Annotated in this window: 17 protein-coding genes and 5 tRNA genes; 6 read left to right on the top strand and 16 right to left on the bottom strand. The window is 57.7% G+C overall.

All coding sequences use genetic code 11. The annotated features are described in order from the left end of the window. Positions 1-110 precede the first annotated feature (110 nt). Positions 111-1,379: a UDP-N-acetylglucosamine 1-carboxyvinyltransferase gene (gene murA, locus WMQ00_RS06680; RefSeq protein ID WP_023019848.1), complete on the bottom strand. Its 1,269-nt coding sequence runs from the start codon at positions 1,377-1,379 to the stop codon at positions 111-113. A gap of 21 nt (positions 1,380-1,400) precedes the next feature. Further along, positions 1,401-2,240, bottom strand: coding sequence for an acetate metabolism transcriptional regulator RamA (gene ramA / locus WMQ00_RS06675; protein WP_005325834.1), 840 nt, complete (start codon positions 2,238-2,240; stop codon positions 1,401-1,403). Between the two features lie 265 nt (positions 2,241-2,505). Between ramA and cysK the strand changes: the two genes are divergently transcribed. Beyond that, on the top strand, positions 2,506-3,441 hold the full coding sequence (cysK, locus tag WMQ00_RS06670; protein WP_248100211.1) for a cysteine synthase A: 936 nt from the start codon (positions 2,506-2,508) through the stop codon (positions 3,439-3,441). Positions 3,442-3,511: 70 nt separating this feature from the next. Then, positions 3,512-4,075, top strand: coding sequence for a serine O-acetyltransferase EpsC (gene epsC / locus WMQ00_RS06665; RefSeq protein ID WP_034655513.1), 564 nt, complete (start codon positions 3,512-3,514; stop codon positions 4,073-4,075). 40 nt (positions 4,076-4,115) lie between these two features. On the opposite strand, the gene WMQ00_RS06660 is transcribed toward epsC, so the two are convergent. The 6 genes from WMQ00_RS06660 to WMQ00_RS06635 all read right to left on the bottom strand — a co-directional run bounded on the left by WMQ00_RS06660 (position 4,116) and on the right by WMQ00_RS06635 (position 5,288). Further along, entirely contained in the window at positions 4,116-4,406 is a 291-nt protein-coding gene (locus WMQ00_RS06660; RefSeq protein WP_023019851.1) for a GNAT family N-acetyltransferase, read from the bottom strand. Positions 4,407-4,455: 49 nt separating this feature from the next. Continuing rightward, a tRNA-Phe gene (locus tag WMQ00_RS06655) sits at positions 4,456-4,528 on the bottom strand. Positions 4,529-4,547: 19 nt separating this feature from the next. Beyond that, positions 4,548-4,621: transfer RNA gene (locus WMQ00_RS06650), tRNA-Asp, on the bottom strand. A gap of 83 nt (positions 4,622-4,704) precedes the next feature. Then, positions 4,705-5,019 carry a DUF4288 domain-containing protein gene (locus WMQ00_RS06645; RefSeq protein ID WP_023019852.1) on the bottom strand — a complete coding sequence of 105 codons (315 nt, stop codon included), beginning with the start codon at positions 5,017-5,019 and terminating at the stop codon, positions 4,705-4,707. Positions 5,020-5,103: 84 nt separating this feature from the next. Beyond that, positions 5,104-5,177 (bottom strand) — tRNA-Asp (locus WMQ00_RS06640). 35 nt (positions 5,178-5,212) lie between these two features. Continuing rightward, positions 5,213-5,288: transfer RNA gene (locus WMQ00_RS06635), tRNA-Glu, on the bottom strand. Positions 5,289-5,370: 82 nt separating this feature from the next. On the opposite strand from WMQ00_RS06635, the gene WMQ00_RS06630 reads away from it, so the two are divergent. Then, a complete protein-coding gene (locus WMQ00_RS06630) occupies positions 5,371-5,703 on the top strand; it encodes a metal-sensitive transcriptional regulator (RefSeq protein ID WP_023019853.1) in 333 nt (110 codons plus the stop codon). Positions 5,704-5,734: 31 nt separating this feature from the next. On the opposite strand, the gene WMQ00_RS06625 is transcribed toward WMQ00_RS06630, so the two are convergent. Continuing rightward, positions 5,735-5,807 (bottom strand) — tRNA-Lys (locus WMQ00_RS06625). A gap of 108 nt (positions 5,808-5,915) precedes the next feature. Continuing rightward, positions 5,916-7,418, bottom strand: coding sequence for an acetyl-CoA hydrolase/transferase family protein (locus WMQ00_RS06620; protein ID WP_200288676.1), 1,503 nt, complete (start codon positions 7,416-7,418; stop codon positions 5,916-5,918). A gap of 191 nt (positions 7,419-7,609) precedes the next feature. Between WMQ00_RS06620 and dusB the strand changes: the two genes are divergently transcribed. Together dusB and phoU are read left to right on the top strand one after the other, a co-directional pair. Next, on the top strand, positions 7,610-8,755 hold the full coding sequence (gene dusB / locus WMQ00_RS06615) for a tRNA dihydrouridine synthase DusB (protein WP_340440799.1): 1,146 nt from the start codon (positions 7,610-7,612) through the stop codon (positions 8,753-8,755). 101 nt (positions 8,756-8,856) lie between these two features. Next, on the top strand, positions 8,857-9,585 hold the full coding sequence (gene phoU, locus WMQ00_RS06610; protein WP_340440798.1) for a phosphate signaling complex protein PhoU: 729 nt from the start codon (positions 8,857-8,859) through the stop codon (positions 9,583-9,585). A 70-nt stretch (positions 9,586-9,655) separates the two neighbouring features. On the opposite strand, the gene pstB is transcribed toward phoU, so the two are convergent. The 5 genes from pstB to mshD form a co-directional block, all read right to left on the bottom strand. Further along, on the bottom strand, positions 9,656-10,429 hold the full coding sequence (gene pstB, locus WMQ00_RS06605) for a phosphate ABC transporter ATP-binding protein PstB (protein ID WP_023019857.1): 774 nt from the start codon (positions 10,427-10,429) through the stop codon (positions 9,656-9,658). 52 nt (positions 10,430-10,481) lie between these two features. Then, positions 10,482-11,396: a phosphate ABC transporter permease PstA gene (gene pstA / locus WMQ00_RS06600; RefSeq protein WP_049360033.1), complete on the bottom strand. Its 915-nt coding sequence runs from the start codon at positions 11,394-11,396 to the stop codon at positions 10,482-10,484. A gap of 14 nt (positions 11,397-11,410) precedes the next feature. Beyond that, positions 11,411-12,457, bottom strand: a complete 1,047-nt coding sequence (gene pstC / locus WMQ00_RS06595) for a phosphate ABC transporter permease subunit PstC (protein WP_023019858.1) — start codon at positions 12,455-12,457, stop codon at positions 11,411-11,413. Between the two features lie 121 nt (positions 12,458-12,578). After that, positions 12,579-13,682 (bottom strand): phosphate ABC transporter substrate-binding protein PstS, encoded by a 1,104-nt coding sequence (pstS, locus tag WMQ00_RS06590; protein ID WP_179386949.1) that lies wholly within the window; start codon positions 13,680-13,682, stop codon positions 12,579-12,581. A gap of 214 nt (positions 13,683-13,896) precedes the next feature. Continuing rightward, positions 13,897-14,814, bottom strand: coding sequence for a mycothiol synthase (mshD, locus tag WMQ00_RS06585; protein WP_284798074.1), 918 nt, complete (start codon positions 14,812-14,814; stop codon positions 13,897-13,899). Between the two features lie 33 nt (positions 14,815-14,847). Here mshD and WMQ00_RS06580 point away from each other — a divergent pair, with 33 nt between their 5' ends. Further along, positions 14,848-15,675 (top strand): LmeA family phospholipid-binding protein, encoded by an 828-nt coding sequence (locus WMQ00_RS06580; protein WP_200288673.1) that lies wholly within the window; start codon positions 14,848-14,850, stop codon positions 15,673-15,675. Here WMQ00_RS06580 and WMQ00_RS06575 read toward each other — a convergent pair. After that, complete coding sequence (locus WMQ00_RS06575) at positions 15,659-16,696, bottom strand: diacylglycerol/lipid kinase family protein (RefSeq protein WP_284798069.1); 1,038 nt, start codon at positions 16,694-16,696, stop codon at positions 15,659-15,661. The genes WMQ00_RS06580 and WMQ00_RS06575 overlap by 17 nt on opposite strands. Between the last annotated feature and the right edge of the window lie 45 nt (positions 16,697-16,741).

Raw genomic sequence — 16,741 nt, 5'->3', positions numbered from 1 at the left:
ATCAAGTAACCTCCCGGCTACCTCTCGGCGACTTGGATTAATCTAGCCCACCACAACCAAACAACACAAATCCCCAGCACACTACGGAAAACTGTGTACTGAGGACGTCGTTAAAAGAGCTCTTCTTCTTGAGTTCTTTCGATCGTGGCGCCGAGACGCTGCAGGTTTTCTACAAAATTCGGATAACCGCGGTCGATGTGGAAAACATCGTGAACCGTAGTGGTCTCATCCGCACACAACGCAGAAAGCACCAAGCCCGCACCTGCGCGGATATCGGAGCTCCATACGTGAGTAGAAGACAGCCGCTCTTTGCCACGGACTACTACATGGTGGCCGTCAACCTGGGCGTCGGCACCCAGGCGCAGCATTTCATCTACAAAACGGAAGCGGGATTCAAAGACATTCTCTGTAATGACCGTCGTTCCGTCCGCAATGGCGGAGATGCCAATGGCCATAGGCTGCAAATCAGTAGGGAACCCCGGAAATGGCAGGGTCTGATAGTCCACCGACTGCGGGCGCTGATCCATGCGTACGCGGAAGCCGTTCTCATAGGTTTCCAGTTCGGCACCGGCGGACTTCAGCTTTTCCAGTGGCAGGTGCAGGTGGCGCGGTGAGATACCGCCCACCGTGATGTCCCCCTGGGTCATGGCGGCGGCATATGCCCATGTACCTGCCACGATGCGGTCACCGATAACCTCGTGCTGGGTGGGCTGCAGCTTATCGACGCCCCGGATAGTCACCACCGAGCTTCCTTCACCTTCGATATCGGCACCCATGGATTTGAGCATGGTGCACAGATCGACGATTTCGGGCTCACGAGCCGCATTATGCAGAACGGTTTCCCCCTCAGCGAGAACCGCGGCGGTGAGGATGTTTTCGGTTGCACCCACTGACGGGAAATCAAGGCGAATATTCGCGCCACGTAGGTGGGTGGCTTCTGCCACGACGGCACCGTGCTCAATACGAGTGGTAGCGCCCAGCTTTTCCAGGCCCGTCTGGTGCATGTCTAGCGGGCGGGAACCAATCGCGTCGCCGCCGGGCAGCGCTACCTTGGCATGACCACAGCGGGAGGTCAGGGGTCCGAGCACACAAACGGAGGCGCGGAACTGGCGGACTGCATCAAAGTCCGCATTAGATTGTGGCTGCGCAGGAGTAGTAATCCGGACTTCAGAGCCCTCGATAACTACCTCGCAACCGAGCCCCTCGAGGACCTTCTTCATCAGGGGGACGTCCAGAATTTCTGGGCAGTTGGTCAGCGTCGTAGTGCCCTCCGCCAGCAAGGATGCGGCCATGAGCTTTAAGACGCTATTTTTTGCGCCATCTACTTTGACGGTGCCCTCTAAGCGGGCACCGCCGGAAACAATAAACTGATCTTTCACAACTGCCTACGCTACCGGTTCTTAAGGCAACGCGCCGATGCGACGGGCGGCATTGACCGCCTCGTAGCGGGTGTGCGCACCGAGTTTACGCATTACCGAGCGCAGATAAGACTTCACAGTTTCTGCGCCGATTCCCATTTCCTCAGCCGCTTCCACGTTGGTGTGGCCCAGGGCCACACAAGAGAGAACGTCGAGCTCGCGGGCGGAGAGCTTGGTGGATTGCTTCACGCGCACCGGAGAAACCATCTGGTCACATAGCGTCTCCAGTTCCTTGCGCAGCTCCTCGTCTTCCACGCGGTTAGCCAGCATGCGCAGCTTGGAGTGGGTGGAGCGTACCTGTTCCCACTCAGCACCGTTCATAACGTGGCCGCGGGCGGCTCCGCCTTTAGACCCATCGGCGCGGCGCATCGCGGAATTTACAGCTAGGTCCTGCTCAAGAGTGCGCGCGGTCATCGTCACTTCTTCAATGACCTTGTCGCCCAGGCGAACTGGTGAATGCACTCCCACGTAGAGGACGCCGCGGATTTCGCGCTGGACCGTAACGGGCACAGCCACGATGGAGTGCAGGCCCTCGTCTTGGATTACGCGATCATTCTCGTGCGAAATGGTAGTAGCACGGGTGTAATCGGAGACGCCTACCGCGCGGCGAGTGCTCACCACTCGCCCACCCACACCAACGCCTGAGTCAATGATCAGATTCTGCAGCGCTGGGGTACGTAGGCCCACCCACTGCGTAATCTGCAAGCGATTGTCTGGCAGCAGCGTGGCATACATCGTCACCGGAATACCTGTAGCGGTTTTCAGGGACGATAACGCCGCGCGTACGGATTCTTCATCATCTTTGAGGCGATGCGACTCCATGAGACTCTTTCCTCGTCGGGGGTAACCAAGCAGGTGTACCCGTCTTCCCCCCGGGAATTTGGGGGCCAGCGGGCAACTGAGTGGAAGTATAGACAGCATGTGGGGGTAATTCGAAATCGCCCCTGGCTTATCCGGTGTTGTAATCCCACATGGAATGCCCGAATGCCCGGTCTAGAATTTATATACTGACCGGTCTACTTGTGTAGTGTACCCTTGCGTTGTACACGATTTGAATCCAAATCCGATTCCCAAAGGAGTCAATACAATGGCTGTCTACAACAACATTATGGAAACCATCGGCGGCACCCCGCTGGTCCGCCTAAACCGTCTTACCGAGGGCAAGGGTGCAACCGTGCTTGCCAAGGTTGAATCTTTTAACCCCGCTAACTCCGTGAAAGACCGCATCGGCAAGGCCATCGTTGAGGCCGCTGAGAAGTCTGGTCAGCTCAAGCCGGGCGGCACCATCGTGGAAGCCACGTCCGGCAATACCGGCATTGCCTTGGCTCTGGCCGGCGCCACTTTGGGCTACAAGGTCATCTTGACCATGCCGGAGACCATGTCCAACGAGCGCAAGGTGCTGCTGCGCGCCTATGGCGCAGAGATTGTACTGACCCCAGGCGCGGCGGGCATGCAGGGCGCCGTCGACAAGGCGAATGAAATCGTCGCCGAGAACGACAACGCTATCCTGGCTGCACAGTTCGCCAACGAGGCAAACCCGAAGATGCACGAGGAGACCACCGGCCCGGAGATCTGGGAAGACGCCGAGGGCAAGGTTGATGCCTTCGTTGCTGGTGTAGGCACCGGCGGCACCGTTACCGGTGTGGGTCGCTTCCTCAAGTCCAAGAATCCGGACCTGCACTTGGCCGCCGTCGAGCCGTCCGACTCCCCTGTCCTATCTGAAGGCCACGCTGGCCCGCACAAGATCCAGGGCATCGGCGCCAACTTCGTTCCTGAGGTACTTGACCGCGAGCTTCTCGACGAAGTCTTTCCCGCCACCACCGAGGAGTCCATTAAGGCCTCCCGCGACTTGGCCACCCAGGAAGGCCTGCTGGTAGGCATTTCCGCCGGCGCTAACGTCTCTGCAGCTTTGAAGCTGGCAGAGCGCCCAGAGTTTGAGGGCAAGACCATCGTGGTTGTCCTACCGGACTTCGGTGAGCGCTACGTCTCCACCATCCTCTTCGAGGACATCCGCGAGGCTTAAATCACTTCGGATGAATAAAAGCACCCGCCAACCTTGGCGGGTGCCTTTTTTATGCCAGTACTATGTGAGCATGAACATTATGAGCTACATCCGTGAAGACTTAGCGAATGCAAGAGATCACGATCCAGCCGCTCGCGGCGACGTCGAAAATGCAATAGTGTACTCCGGCCTCCACGCGGTGTGGTCTCATCGCATTTCGCACTGGATGTGGAAGCGCGGCCTACGCGGGCCCGCGCGCATATTAGCGCAAATTAACCGCTTCTTTACCGGCGTGGAAATCCACCCGGGCGCCACTATCGGTCGCCGCTTCTTTATTGACCACGGCATGGGCATCGTCATCGGTGAAACCGCCGAGATTGGCGATGGCGTCATGCTTTACCACGGTGTCACCCTCGGTGGCCAGGTACTCACTCAGACTAAGCGCCACCCCACCATCGAGGACAATGTAGTCATCGGCGCAGGCGCTAAGGTACTCGGCCCCATCACGATCGGTGAGGGATCGGCCATTGGCGCCAATGCCGTAGTGACGAAGGACGTGCCCGCCGAACATATCGCGGTGGGCATCCCGGCCAAGAACCGCCCACGCAATCCAAATGAGCGCATCAAACTGGTCGACCCCGACTACTACATCTAAATTCTCTCCCAGCGGCCCACAGGCACTTGTGGGCCGCTTTTTATATGCCTTCTGGGCGTAGCAGGTCGCGGTATTCGGGATTCTTTTCTATAAAGTGCGCCACGGCGGAGCAGGAAGCGATGACTTGCTTGCCGACGCCCCGGGCATCATCAAGCGCAGCCTTAATCAACGGCGCAGACAGTCCTTGGCCGCGAAAAGCATCCTTGATGACCGTGTGGTTGAACTCGCGGGTATCGCCCGCGTCTACGTAGTAGCAAGCACCCGCCTCAGTACCGTCCACGGTGAGGACGTAACGGGATTTATCGGTCTGGTGTGCAATAGCGTGTTCCATGCACCTATACTAAAGCAAAAATGGCCCCTCTTAAGAGGAGCCATTATTGTGGCCAGAGCCAGGATCGAACTGGCGACCCCACACTTTTCAGGCGTGTGCTCTACCGACTGAGCTATCTGGCCAGAAACCCGAAGGTTTCCGCGACCTTGACGGGACTTGAACCCGCGACCTCCGCCGTGACAGGGCGGCGCGCTAACCAACTGCGCCACAAGGCCATTTTAAATTATGTGTGCTCTCTGGCACGGATAGTTACTTTACAGAAGACTCCCAACACTCACCAAATCAGCACGTCATAACACTATTCGGGAGCCTGAAGAGGATCGCTTCCTCCTAATTTCATCTCAAAGCGCTCATAGTCTTCCAGTGCGGCAAAGTGTCGCGAGTAAAGGTCGCAATCTCGGTCCACATAGCCATACAGGGCCGGAGCAACATCTACAATGTGGCGCAACTTCAGCTCTTCATACTCTTGCTCGTGAGCTCGGTTAGCAACTTTGTGGTGCGCCTCCTCCTCAGAATCTGCGTAGACGAGGAAGAAGTCTTCCCGGTAGAAATTCCTAAGCTCCGAATCCTGCGACACGAGCTCAAAGACGACAATCCCTACGTATGGTTCCACAGTGCTGACTCTCCTAATTCCTTAGTTGGCGCCAGCGTACCAAAACAAAAAGCAGCAATCGTAGAAACGATTGCTGCTTTTCTGCGACCTTGACGGGACTTGAACCCGCGACCTCCGCCGTGACAGGGCGGCGCGCTAACCAACTGCGCCACAAGGCCAATCGAATATTTAATTCGTACCAACACTTTCATGTTGGTACCCCCAACGGGATTCGAACCCGTGCCGCTGCCGTGAAAGGGCAGTGTCCTAGGCCGCTAGACGATGGGGGCCCGTCGCGCTATGGCGACTTCTAGAAATATACTGGAGACCTCACCTAGTTACAAAATCGCTCCCCCAGAAAGATTAGGAACCATGTCTGACCAGCATCAAACGTGCTCCTGTCACGAGCCGCACGTGCACGGATATAACGCAGATTCACAAAGTAAAGATCGCTACCTCGCACGGCTCAAACGTATTGAGGGCCAAACACGCGGCATCCATCGCATGATCGAGGAAGACCAGTATTGCATTGACATTATTACCCAGATTTCGGCCGTGAAGTCAGCGCTAGAAAATGTCTCACTCGCGCTCCTAGAAGACCATATCGAGCACTGCGTGGCCGGTGCTGCCGCCGAGGACGGCGAAGTGGCCACGGAGAAGCTAGAAGAGGCGATGCGCGCCATCAAGAAGATGGTGAAAAACTAAAAGGAGCCACCCTACCGGGTGGCTCCAGTTGTGGGCCCTGTGGGGATCGAACCCACGACCTGCGGATTAAAAGTCCGTAGCTCTACCAACTGAGCTAAAGGCCCAACGTCGTTACATCTTAGCTTGCGACATTTGCAAAGTCCTAATTAGGGGGCGTCGGCAAGCGAAAGGCGCCCAGCTCACCGCTGAGCGCCCGCCAGGACACAGTTAGATTAGCCGCGCATATCGCCCTTTTCCATGAAGTTCACCTGGAAGTCGAAGGCGGTCTTCAAATCGTGCGGGGTGTGCTGGAACTTGTTTTCCTTGGCACGCTTGAAGTAGTCCTCCAGCAGCGGACGGTAGTCCGGGTGAGCGACAGAGATAACCTTCTCCACGCGCTCCTTCGGAGCCAGTCCGCGCAGGTCAGCTGCTCCATACTCGGTAATGATGACCATGGTGTCGTGCTCGGTGTGGTCCGTGTGAGACACGAAAGGAACCAGCGCGGAAATGGCGCCATCCTTGGCCACGGACGGCGAGACGAAGGTGGAGATATAGGCGTTGCGGGTGAAGTCACCCGAGCCACCGGTGCCGTTCATGATTCGGGAGCCGGAGACGTTGGTGGAGTTGATATTGCCGTAAATATCGGCCTCAATCATGCCATTGGAAGAAATCAGGCCAACGCGGCGAATGACCTCTGGGTGATTGGAGACCTGCTGTGGGCGAAGAATGATGTGCTTGCGGTAGCGCTCTGCCTCCGCGTTCATCTTCTCGGCATACTCCGGGGAAAGGGCAAAGGAGGTAGCAGAGGCCATGGTCATCTTGCCGGCGTCAATTAGATCAAGCATGCCATCCTGGATAACCTCGGTGTAGGCTTGGATATTTTCAAACTTGGAATCCAGGAGGCCAGCCATCACGGCATTTGGCACGTTGCCCACGCCGGACTGCATGATGAACTTGTCATACTCAAGGCGGCCGGCAGCCACCTCACCCTCAAGGAACTCGATGAAGTTTGCAGCGATCTTTTCCGAGATCTCGTCCGGCTCCTTAAACGGCGCGTTGCGGTCGGGGGCATCGGTCTTGACCACTGCGACCACCTTCTCCTCCGGCACCTCCATGTAGGTGGTACCGATGCGGTCACCCGGCTTGGTGATAGGGATCGGCTGACGGTTCGGCAGCTTTTCAATGCGGTAGATATCGTGCATGCCCTCGAGGTTGATGGACTGCCACTCATTAATCTCGATGATGATCTTATCCGCAGCCTCAATGTATTCGAGGTTATTGCCCACGGCGGAGGACGGGACGACGTGGCCTTCCTCGGTGATGCGCACAGCCTCGATGATGGCTACCTGGAAATCACCGTAGAAGCCCTCCTCTACTTGCTGGCCAGAGTGAGACAGGTGAATGTCCTGGTAGAGCGCGGTTCCGTCATTGAACTGCTTACGCAAGGTGGGATCGGAGTTATAAGGAGAGCGGAAGCGAATCGCCTCAGCTTCCGCGAGGACGCCATCGCAATCCGGAGCAGTAGAGGCACCAGAGAAGACATCGATCTTAAATTCCTCGCCCTTTTCGTGCAGGGCCTTGGCCTTTTCTGCAATGGCGGTAGGCAGGCCCTTAGGGTAGCCAGCGCCGGTAAAGCCGGAAATGCCTACGCGATCACCGTGGTTTACGTGCTGAGCAGCCTCTTCTGCCGAAACTACGAGCTTTTGAAACGGGGCATACGCGATTCTTTCGGACAAGGGTAATCCTCCTTCATCGAGAGACTAGCCAAAATAACGGCCGTCCTAATTAGTTACACAGACCACATTAGCGAATCTTTGCAAGATTTCCACCACATTTGTGTGACCCCCACCCCATAAAACGGAAATAAGGAACGCCACCACTGTGGCCCTAGTTGCTATTTTGGCCCGTCAACTAGCACAATTGGGGCGTGAATTTGCGCATTGGACACTACGATCTCTCCTCCCCCGTCATCCTCGCCCCGATGGCGGGGGTAACCAACGTTGCTTTCCGCACGTTGTGCCGCGAGCAGGAATTGGCGCGCACTGGCACGGTTTCCGGCCTCTACGTCTGTGAGATGGTCACCGCCCGCGCGCTAGTAGAGCGCAATGAAAAGACGCTGCACATGACAACCTTTGCTCCGCAGGAGGATCCCCGATCACTGCAGATTTATGCGGTGGATCCGGAATATACTTACAAGGCAGCAAAGATGATCGTGGACGAGAACTTGGCGGACCACATTGATATGAACTTTGGCTGCCCGGTTCCCAAGGTGACCCGTCGCGGCGGTGGATCCGCTTTGCCTTATAAGCGACGCCTCTTTGGCAATATTGTCTCCGCCGCCGTCAAAGCTACTGAGGGCACCGACATCCCAGTAACGGTAAAGATGCGCGTAGGCATTGACGATGAACACCATACGCATCTTGATGCGGGGCGCATCGCCGTCGAATCCGGCGCCGCCGCCGTTACCTTGCATGGCCGTACCGCCGCCCAGCGCTATTCCGGTGAAGCACGGTGGGACGAGATCGCCCGACTAAAAGTGCACCTAGCAGACACTGGAGTCCCGGTTTTGGGCAATGGCGATATCTTCCGCGCCGAGGATGCGCGCCGCATGATGGAACAGACCGGTTGCGACGGCGTGCAGGTCGGGCGCGGCTGCCTCGGCCGCCCGTGGCTCTTTGCGGAGCTCGGCGCTGCCCTTCGCGGCGAGTCCATCCCAGCTGAGCCCACCCTGGGTGAGGTTACCCAGGTTATTCTCCGCCACGCAGAGCTACTCGCAGAGCACGATGGCGAGGATAATGCTTCCCGCGACATTCGCAAACACATTGGCTGGTACCTGCGCGGCTTCCCAGTCGGCGGCCAAGTACGCGCGGGCTTGGCCAAGGTGGATTCCCTCGACGCACTGCGAGAGCTCCTAGCCCCATGGGCAGATTCCGACGCCTTGGCTGCCGACGCCGACGGTGCCCGAGGCCGCCAAGGTTCGCCTTCCAAGGTGGCATTGCCGGATGGCTGGCTCGACGATCCGGAGGATGAATGCGTTCCCGTCGCCGCAGATATTATGAATTCCGGCGGTTAACCTTATTAGGGCATCAGAGCACCCTGGGGTATATAGGTATCGTGCATTTATCTTCCACTTAAGTTGCGCGGGAATGGAAAGTTTTCGCTATTATTTCTGGCATGCGTGCTGCCTACAGGGAACACTTAGACAACTTCTCCCATGACCTCATCGTCATGTGCGATACCGTGCGCACCATCATGGATAAGTCCTCACAGGCGCTAATCCAGGGCGTTTTGGAATCTGCCGAAGAAGCTCTCACTATGACTGAGGAGCTCGATGAGATCCGCACTCGATGCTCGGAGCGCGCCGTAAAACTTTTAGCACTAGAAAACCCCATGGCGCAGGATCTCCGCCAAGTTGTCTCTTCCATCTATATCGTGGAAGACCTCTACCGAATGGGAAAGCTTGCCCAACACATCGCGGATTCCGCACGCCGCCGCCACCCCGATCCCGTGGTGCCTGCGAACTACATGGGCTACTTTGAGGAGCTGTACCGTCTCACTGAAGAGATGGGTTCTGTGCTGCACAATATTCTCGTTACTCCCGACGCGGATCTATCCGTGAACCTTCGCGCCGATGACGACGCCGTGGACGATATCAACTCTCATCTTTTGCGCCTCCTGACCCAGCGCGAGTGGGAAGGATCCGTCCGAGAGGCAGTGGAGACCTCGCAGATTACGCGCTATTACGAGCGCTATGCCGACCACTGCGTTTCGGTTGCCGGCCACATTATCTATTTGATCACTGGGCTGCTGCCCCACGACTATGCCAAGAAGCTAGAAGAGAGCAAGAAGGACGCGGAGTTCGAGGCCCGTATGGCCGAGCTGGAGCGTCAGTTCCGCCGCTAAGGAATAAAAACTAAGAAACGGGGCCGGTTCGAATGAACCGGCCCGTTTTCTCGGACAATCTCTCTACTCTTTAGCCAAAGCGGCCAGAGATATAATCCTCGGTCTCCTTCTGGGAAGGATTCTCGAAGATCTTGGTGGTGTCATCGAACTCCACCAGGTGACCCGGCTTGCCGGTTGCTTCCAGGGAGAAGAAGCCGGTCTTATCGGACACACGGGCTGCCTGCTGCATATTGTGGGTCACGATGACGATGGTGAAGTTCTCCTTCAGCTCGTGGATAAGGTCCTCCACGGCGAGGGTGGAAATCGGGTCTAGGGCGGAACAAGGCTCGTCCATGAGCAGCACCTCTGGCTCCACGGCGATGGCGCGGGCGATGCACAGACGCTGCTGCTGACCACCGGAAAGGCCGCCGCCCGGCTTGTCCAGGCGGTCCTTGACCTCGTCCCACAGGTTGGCGCCGCGCAGGGACTTCTCCGCGACTTCCTTGAGCTTCTTCTTGTTCTTCTCACCGGAAAGCTTGAGGCCAGCCACGACATTGTCCTCAATGGACATCGTGGGGAACGGGTTAGCCTTCTGGAAGACCATGCCGATGGTGTTGCGTACGGATACTGGGTCAACCTTTGGTCCGTAGATATTGGTGCCATCGAGCAGGATTTCACCCTTTACCGAGGCGCCGGGAATGACCTCGTGCATACGGTTGATGGTGCGCAGCACGGTGGACTTACCGCAGCCGGAAGGGCCGATGAATGCGGTCACGGCCTGGGCCGGGATCTGCATATTCACGTTCTGCACGGCGTGGAAGTCGCCGTAGAAAATGTTCACGTCATTGAGCGCGAGCTTAGACATTTGGGAGTTTCTCCTCTAGCAAGTGTATGGCGGAATCGAGTGTTACGGCGTTTTACTTCTTAACCGAGAACTTTGCGGACACGATGCGGGCCGCAATATTGAGGACGGCGATGAGGATAACCAGCGTCAAAGCTGCACCCCAGAGCTTGTCCAGCACGGCTGGCTGAGCGCCAGCCTTGTACATATCCAGCATCATCAACGGGAGCGAGGACTGAGATCCCTTGAAAGCGTCCCAGTTGATGACGGAGGAGGAGCCAACCAAGACCAGCACCGGCGAGGACTCACCCATCACACGGGCAATCGCCAGCATGATGCCGGTGACAATGCCGGACAGGGCGGTAGGCAGAACGATACGGGCGATGGTCTTCCACTTTGGTACACCGAGCGCGTAGGACGCCTCACGCAAGTCCATTGGGACCACGCGCAGCATCTCTTCGGTATTGCGCACCACAATCGGAATCATCAGCAGTACCAGGGACAGCGCCACGGCGAAGCCGGAGCGGCCGAAACCGAAGAGGGTAATCCACATGGCGAAGATGAACAGAGCCGCAACAATGGACGGCACACCAGACAGGATGTCCACCATAAAGGTGGTGACGCGGCCAAGCCATCCACCCTTGGAGTACTCCACCAGGTAAATAGCGGTGAAGATGCCGATGGGAATGGAGATGACGGAAGCCAAAATGGTTTGCACGAAAGTACCCACGATTGCGTGGGCAGCACCGCCGCCAGCCGAGCTATTCATGATGCCGCGCTGGGAGGCGGTCCACCACTCAGGGTTGAGGATTACGCCACTACCGCGGGCGATGAGTTCCCACAGAACCCACACCAGCGGGACCATAGCCAAAATCATTGCGCCCCAGACCACTGCAGTGGCGATGTTATTGGTCATCTTGCGGGAGCCGGAGATGTCCAGGAATGTCGCGCCGCCTTGGGAGGCAGGCTTGGCATTAGTTGTCGTAGTCATTGATCCTCCCCTCCTTACTTCTTCTTCACGATGGCGCGGGCAATTGCGTTGACCACGAAGGTCAGCAAGAACAGCATGAGGCCGGCGGCGATGTAGGCACCAGCGCGCATCTCGTTACCGAACTCGGCAGATGCCAGGGCGATGGCCGTGGCGAAGGTCGTGCCGCCATCGAAAAGCGAGAAGCGGAAGTCAATCAGCGGGGAGACGACCATGTACAGCGCCATGGTCTCACCCAGCGCACGGCCCAGGCCGAGCATGGAGCCTGCGATATAGCCGGACATGCCGAATGGCAGCACGGTCATGCGGATAACTTCCCAACGGGTAGCGCCCAGCGCCAGGGCGGATTCCACCTGGCCTGGAGGGGTCTGCACGAAGACCTCGCGGGCGGTGGCCGCGATGATTGGCAGAATCATCACGGCGAGCACGATGCCACCGGTAAACAAGTTGCGGCCGGTAGCAAAAGAGGGCGAGTTATCGAAGACATGGAAGAGGAAGAAGCCGCCGGCCCAAGACTCCATCCAGGAGTAGAAGCCGGATAGCGCCGGGCCGAGAACCTGCCAGCCCCACAGACCATAAACAATGGAAGGAACCGCAGCGAGCATGTCCACCAGGAAGCCGAGAGGTTTGACCAAGCGGGCAGGCGCGTAGTTGGACAGGAAGATGGCAATGGCCAGGGCCACCGGCATAGCCAGCAGGAGGGCGAAGACGGAGATAAGGACGGTGGTACCGAACATGGTCGGGATACCGAACTTCATCGCAGAAGTATCGGTGGTCTCCCAACGGCCACCATAGGTAAAGAAACCCAAGATGCCGCCGTCGTTGACTCCCAGGGCGGGAACTGCACGCCACAGCAGGAAGGCGGCAATAGCCGCAATCATGACGGTAATAAGTGTTGCCGAAGCAGTGGACAGGAACTCAAAGACACGATCGCCTGGGCGCTTTACGCCGCTATTGGAGCTGGTGGTAGCTACTTCTTCGTGTCCGCTGGTGGAGACTCGCTCGGCAGCGGTGATATTCGCGTCCGCCTGCTCTGGAGCCGTGGTGAGATTATTGTCTGCCATGAGACTGTTAATCCTTTTCAGCGTTGAAAATGGAAAATATCGTTACATACCTGCGCCCCCAAAGCGCGAATCGTGTGCGGCAGTGGGGGCGGGAGATATTAAGCTTTTACAGCTTTAGCGCTTACTGCAAAGCGTCAACAGCAGCCTTCAGCTTGTCCAGGTGAGCACCCTCAACCGGGATGAAGCCTTGCTCAGCCAGCTGGTCGTCCTGGTGATCCAGGACGGTGGTGAAGAAGGACTTGACCAGCTTGGAGGTCTCCTCATCGTAGCCCTTGGAGCAGACGATGTTGTAGGTAGTCAGGATGAGCGGGTATGCACCCTCGTTATCGGAGGAGAACAGTGCCTCAGAGTCAACAACCATGTTGTGCTCGGAGTCGGTCTTCTTGAACTCCAGGTTTTCCAAAGCCTTGTTGACGGACTCGGTGGAGAGCTCAACTGGGCCGTGGCCGAAGTCAATCTTGGCCTTCTTAACGCCTTCGCCTTCCTTCTGGTCTGCAAAGCCAGCCTCGACGTAGGTGATAGCACCGTCGATGCTTGCAACCTGGTCAGCAACGCCGGAGGAACCGTTAGCGCCCTCACCAACAGAATCCGGGAACTGCTTGCCCTCGGAGTCCCAGTCGCCCGTAGCGGCCTTCAGGAACTTCTGGAAGTTTGCGGAGGTACCGGACTCGTCGGAACGGAAGATGACGGTGATGTCCTTGTCCGGCAGGTCGGTGCCCTCGTTGTCAGCGGCGATAGCCTTGTCGTTCCACTTCTTGATTTCGCCCTTGAAGATCTTGCCCAGGGTCTTGGTGGAAAGGTTGATCTCGGTGTCACCCAGGTTGTAGGCGATTGCAACCGGGCCGATGGTGGTTGGCAGGTGCCATGCCTCGTTGCCGTCGCAACGCTTAGCGGCAGCCTCGACCTCGCCCTCGTCTTCCTTCAGGGCGGAGTCAGAACCAGCGAAGTCAGCCTGGCCGTTGGTGAAGGCCTCAACGCCGGCGCCGGAACCGGAAGCATTGTAGGACAGGGAAGCGTCTGGGTGATCCTCGGAGAACGCGGTTTGGAAGTAAGACATTGCGTTCTGCTGGGAGGATGCACCGTCGCCGACGAGCTCGCCGGAGACGTCCTCGCCGCCAGCGGAATCGGAGGAGGAGCCAGACTCCTCAGAGCAAGCTACGAGAGCGGTAGAGGTTGCGGCTACGATGCCGAAGATTGCGGCGGTGCGCTTGAAGTTGCGAATCACGGGAAAACCCTTTCCGGTGCAGATCAGAGATTGATTGTCCGAGGAAACCGCATCTCCTAGAGAGATATTTCCCGCATCCCGCTTCGCTTTCTGGGGCGAGATGCAGGTGCGCAGGTGCGGTTAACTCACAAGGTGTAAAGCTATCCGCAGGATCTGACCAAAAGGGTGCCAATAGGTGAACACTGAGTGAACAAACACGGCTCACCCCATGACTTTAATCACATACACCCCATACGACGTGTTCTTCATCAACTTTAAAGCCCAGGCGCTCATATGCTTTCAGCGCCGGATCATTGTCCGCTTCCACATAAAGAATTACCCGCTGAGCACCCTTTTCCACCATGCGACGCAGACCAATCTGCAGCAGCGGTCCACCCAATTTCTTGCCGCGATAGTCCGCAGCCAAGCCCACCACGTAGACCTCACCGAATCCCGGGGCTTCCTCCGCATGCCATTTGGTCCAGTGGAAGCCGGCTAGGACCGGATCTCCTGCCGTATCCCACAAGAAGAGCAGGTCAGCGGGATCAAACCAATCCGCCTCCATGCCGCGGTGCAGGCGATCTATATCCCAGCCACCTTGCTCAGGGTGCCAGGAAAAAGCCTCATTATTTGCCTTGAGCCACTGCTCCTCCACAAACTCCTGCCCCCATTTTGCTACCGACTCGGAGTAATTGAGCGCCGTCAAAGGCACGTCCTCGGGACGGGCGACAGCAGCGAGCTCTTCTCCCCCAATACCCATAACCACTAGCTTACGGGTGACCTGCAGACCTCGGGAGTGTGCCAGGGCCTGTGCGGCCGGCAGGTTCCCGTGGGCCCAGGCCTGGAGATTGGGGGTTTCCGCGGCGGCGTCGTAAAGCAAGGCCCCATAGCCCTGTCCGCGGAAATCTGGGGCGATAAATAGCTCGGCGGTGGAACCATCCAGCCCAGCCACGCCGCACGGCTTCTTATCTACCCACGCCACCAAGTGGCGATGCTGCAGGCGGGAATCAGTGAGGCCATTAAGGAACTGCTCTGAAAGGGGCGCCATTCCATCCACACGTTCGGCCTGCTCAGCAAGCTCTTCTAGGCGGCTCGCCAGCTCCGGGGAGTCCGGCAGGTTTTCTTCCGTGATACTAAAGGCATTGCTAGTCATAGACCCCAGAATACGTAGGGTAAGAATGAAGGGGTGAGTGTTCTAAGAATTGACCGGCGCATCGTACACATCCTCCTCGTGGTGTGCGTATTCATTGCGGCCTGGGTGGCGGATGCCTGCGTGGCTATGCACACGGAACACAAGGTGGCACAGGCCGTAAAAGCCAATTCACGGCTGGAAAATACGCCAGATGTCTTTATCGGTGGCACCCCCTACGTGTGGGCTGCGGCCTCGAAGGAAATTCCCTATTTGGAGGTCAAGGCGCTCGACGTGGAGGTGCCCAAGCTGGGAATGGTCAATGCTTCGACCGTACTGCGCGATATTACGGTGACCCCAGAACAAGTAATGAACGGCGATATTGAGGGCGCGCCTGTTTCTACCTACTCGCGCGGCATTTCCTTAGACGGGGTGGCGTTGGGCCGCCTGCTGGGAATTACCGATCTATCCATTGCCAACCCAGACGATATCTCCCCTTCCGGTGGCACCTCCGCGGAAGCTGAGCTGACAGGCACCCTGCCTGGCGATACTCACAAGTCCACCGCCAAAGTCACCCTCCGCTTAGTCGGGCCGGAGTTTCGCATGCAGGTCTATGACACCGATGACGAGCGCCTGCAAAAGGCCTTTTCCCTCAACTTTGATACTCGCCAGCTTCCGCTTCCGGCCCAGGCTACCGCGGTAAAAATGCAGGGCGGCACCATCTCCTTCGAAATACAGCGCCGCAATATCAAGGTGCAGCTGGCCCAACTCTCTCCTCTGGAGATTGAAGGCTCGGAGCAAAAGGCCGTGGAAGAGGCAGAAAAGAAAGCCGCCGACACCAAGCACCGGGTGGGACCTGCGCCGCAGGCTAGCGCAGGCGGATAAAGTCCCGGAGCACTTCCTTCATCGTGCGCTTATGGACTTCTCTCCTATCCTGCGGGGCGAATACCTCGATGGCTTCCTTTACGGAGGCTAAGGTAACGGCATCGAAGCGCCCCTCAGATTCCCCGTCGGCCTGGAAGCGCTGCGGTTCGCGGCAGACCAGTTCGACGCGCATGGCATCGTCGAAGGCCACGGTCTTTTCTTTGGTGAGCTTATTGAGCCATCCACGTTTATCGGCACCAAAGAGGTGCAGCAGGCCGACGACGCCGCCAAGTCCGCTAAACTCCTCCAGGCCAAAAAGAGCAAGGCCCTCATCAAAAGAATTGCGCGGATTGGTCACAACCGGCAGAGGGCCTAGGAAGGTCCACGGGTTGGTATTGGAGGTAAACATGAGCGGCACATCGTCTTTGCGCAGCTGCTCGCCGATGCTGGATTCGGCCTTAACCGCAATATGCGGTGGATTCTTCCGCGCGCGGCTCCACGCCCGAATGGCAACATTGAGATAGCGCAGTGGAGTGGCAGAAAATCCTTGCTCGCGCGCCCGGTCCACGCGCGCCAAAACATCCGCATCCAAGCCGAAGCCGGCATTGACGGCAAACCAGCGATCGTTCCACGTGCCCAGGTAAATGGTGCGACGGAGGTTGCGCTCCAGCATGCGCGCCAATACGTGAGTGGCTTCCACCGGAGTGTTGGGAAAACCTAGAGCGCGCACGAAAACATTGGCAGACCCGGTAGGAATTACGGCCAACGCGGGGATGGAGTGGGGGTCGGGGCGCTGCCCATCGGCCGGGCCGAGGAGCCCGTTGACTACCTCGTTGACGGTCCCATCTCCGCCTACAGCGATAATGACGTCATAGTCATCCCTGGTCATTCCCTTGACCATCTCTTCGGCGTGGCCGGGGTGGTGCGTAAATTGCACCTTCAGGCGCAGCCCCTCCACCGCTTGTAGGCAAGGAACGATTTGGCGGAAAAGGGCGTTGGTTTGTGAGGTCGAGTTGGGATTCGAGATCATCAATGCATGCACGAGGCCCAAGTCTAGTAGTTAAATAGGCGGGTTCACGACTAGGCT

This window comes from Corynebacterium sp. KPL2825, assembly GCF_037908445.1.
Taxonomy (GTDB): domain Bacteria; phylum Actinomycetota; class Actinomycetes; order Mycobacteriales; family Mycobacteriaceae; genus Corynebacterium; species Corynebacterium kefirresidentii.
The sequence above is the reverse complement of the archived record's forward strand: the minus strand, read 5'-3'. Positions and strand labels throughout refer to the sequence as shown.

What these genes read in the sequence shown, in the direction of transcription:
- ramA (WP_005325834.1), bottom strand. Translation starts at nt 2,240, where the DNA reads ATGGAGTCGCATCGCCTCAAAGATGATGAAGAATCCGTACGCGCGGCG.
- cysK (WP_248100211.1), top strand. Translation starts at nt 2,506, where the DNA reads ATGGCTGTCTACAACAACATTATGGAAACCATCGGCGGCACCCCGCTG.
- epsC (WP_034655513.1), top strand. Translation starts at nt 3,512, where the DNA reads ATGAACATTATGAGCTACATCCGTGAAGACTTAGCGAATGCAAGAGAT.
- WMQ00_RS06660 (WP_023019851.1), bottom strand. Translation starts at nt 4,406, where the DNA reads ATGGAACACGCTATTGCACACCAGACCGATAAATCCCGTTACGTCCTC.
- WMQ00_RS06630 (WP_023019853.1), top strand. Translation starts at nt 5,371, where the DNA reads ATGTCTGACCAGCATCAAACGTGCTCCTGTCACGAGCCGCACGTGCAC.
- phoU (WP_340440798.1), top strand. Translation starts at nt 8,857, where the DNA reads ATGCGTGCTGCCTACAGGGAACACTTAGACAACTTCTCCCATGACCTC.
- pstB (WP_023019857.1), bottom strand. Translation starts at nt 10,429, where the DNA reads ATGTCTAAGCTCGCGCTCAATGACGTGAACATTTTCTACGGCGACTTC.
- pstA (WP_049360033.1), bottom strand. Translation starts at nt 11,396, where the DNA reads ATGACTACGACAACTAATGCCAAGCCTGCCTCCCAAGGCGGCGCGACA.
- pstC (WP_023019858.1), bottom strand. Translation starts at nt 12,457, where the DNA reads ATGGCAGACAATAATCTCACCACGGCTCCAGAGCAGGCGGACGCGAAT.
- mshD (WP_284798074.1), bottom strand. Translation starts at nt 14,814, where the DNA reads ATGACTAGCAATGCCTTTAGTATCACGGAAGAAAACCTGCCGGACTCC.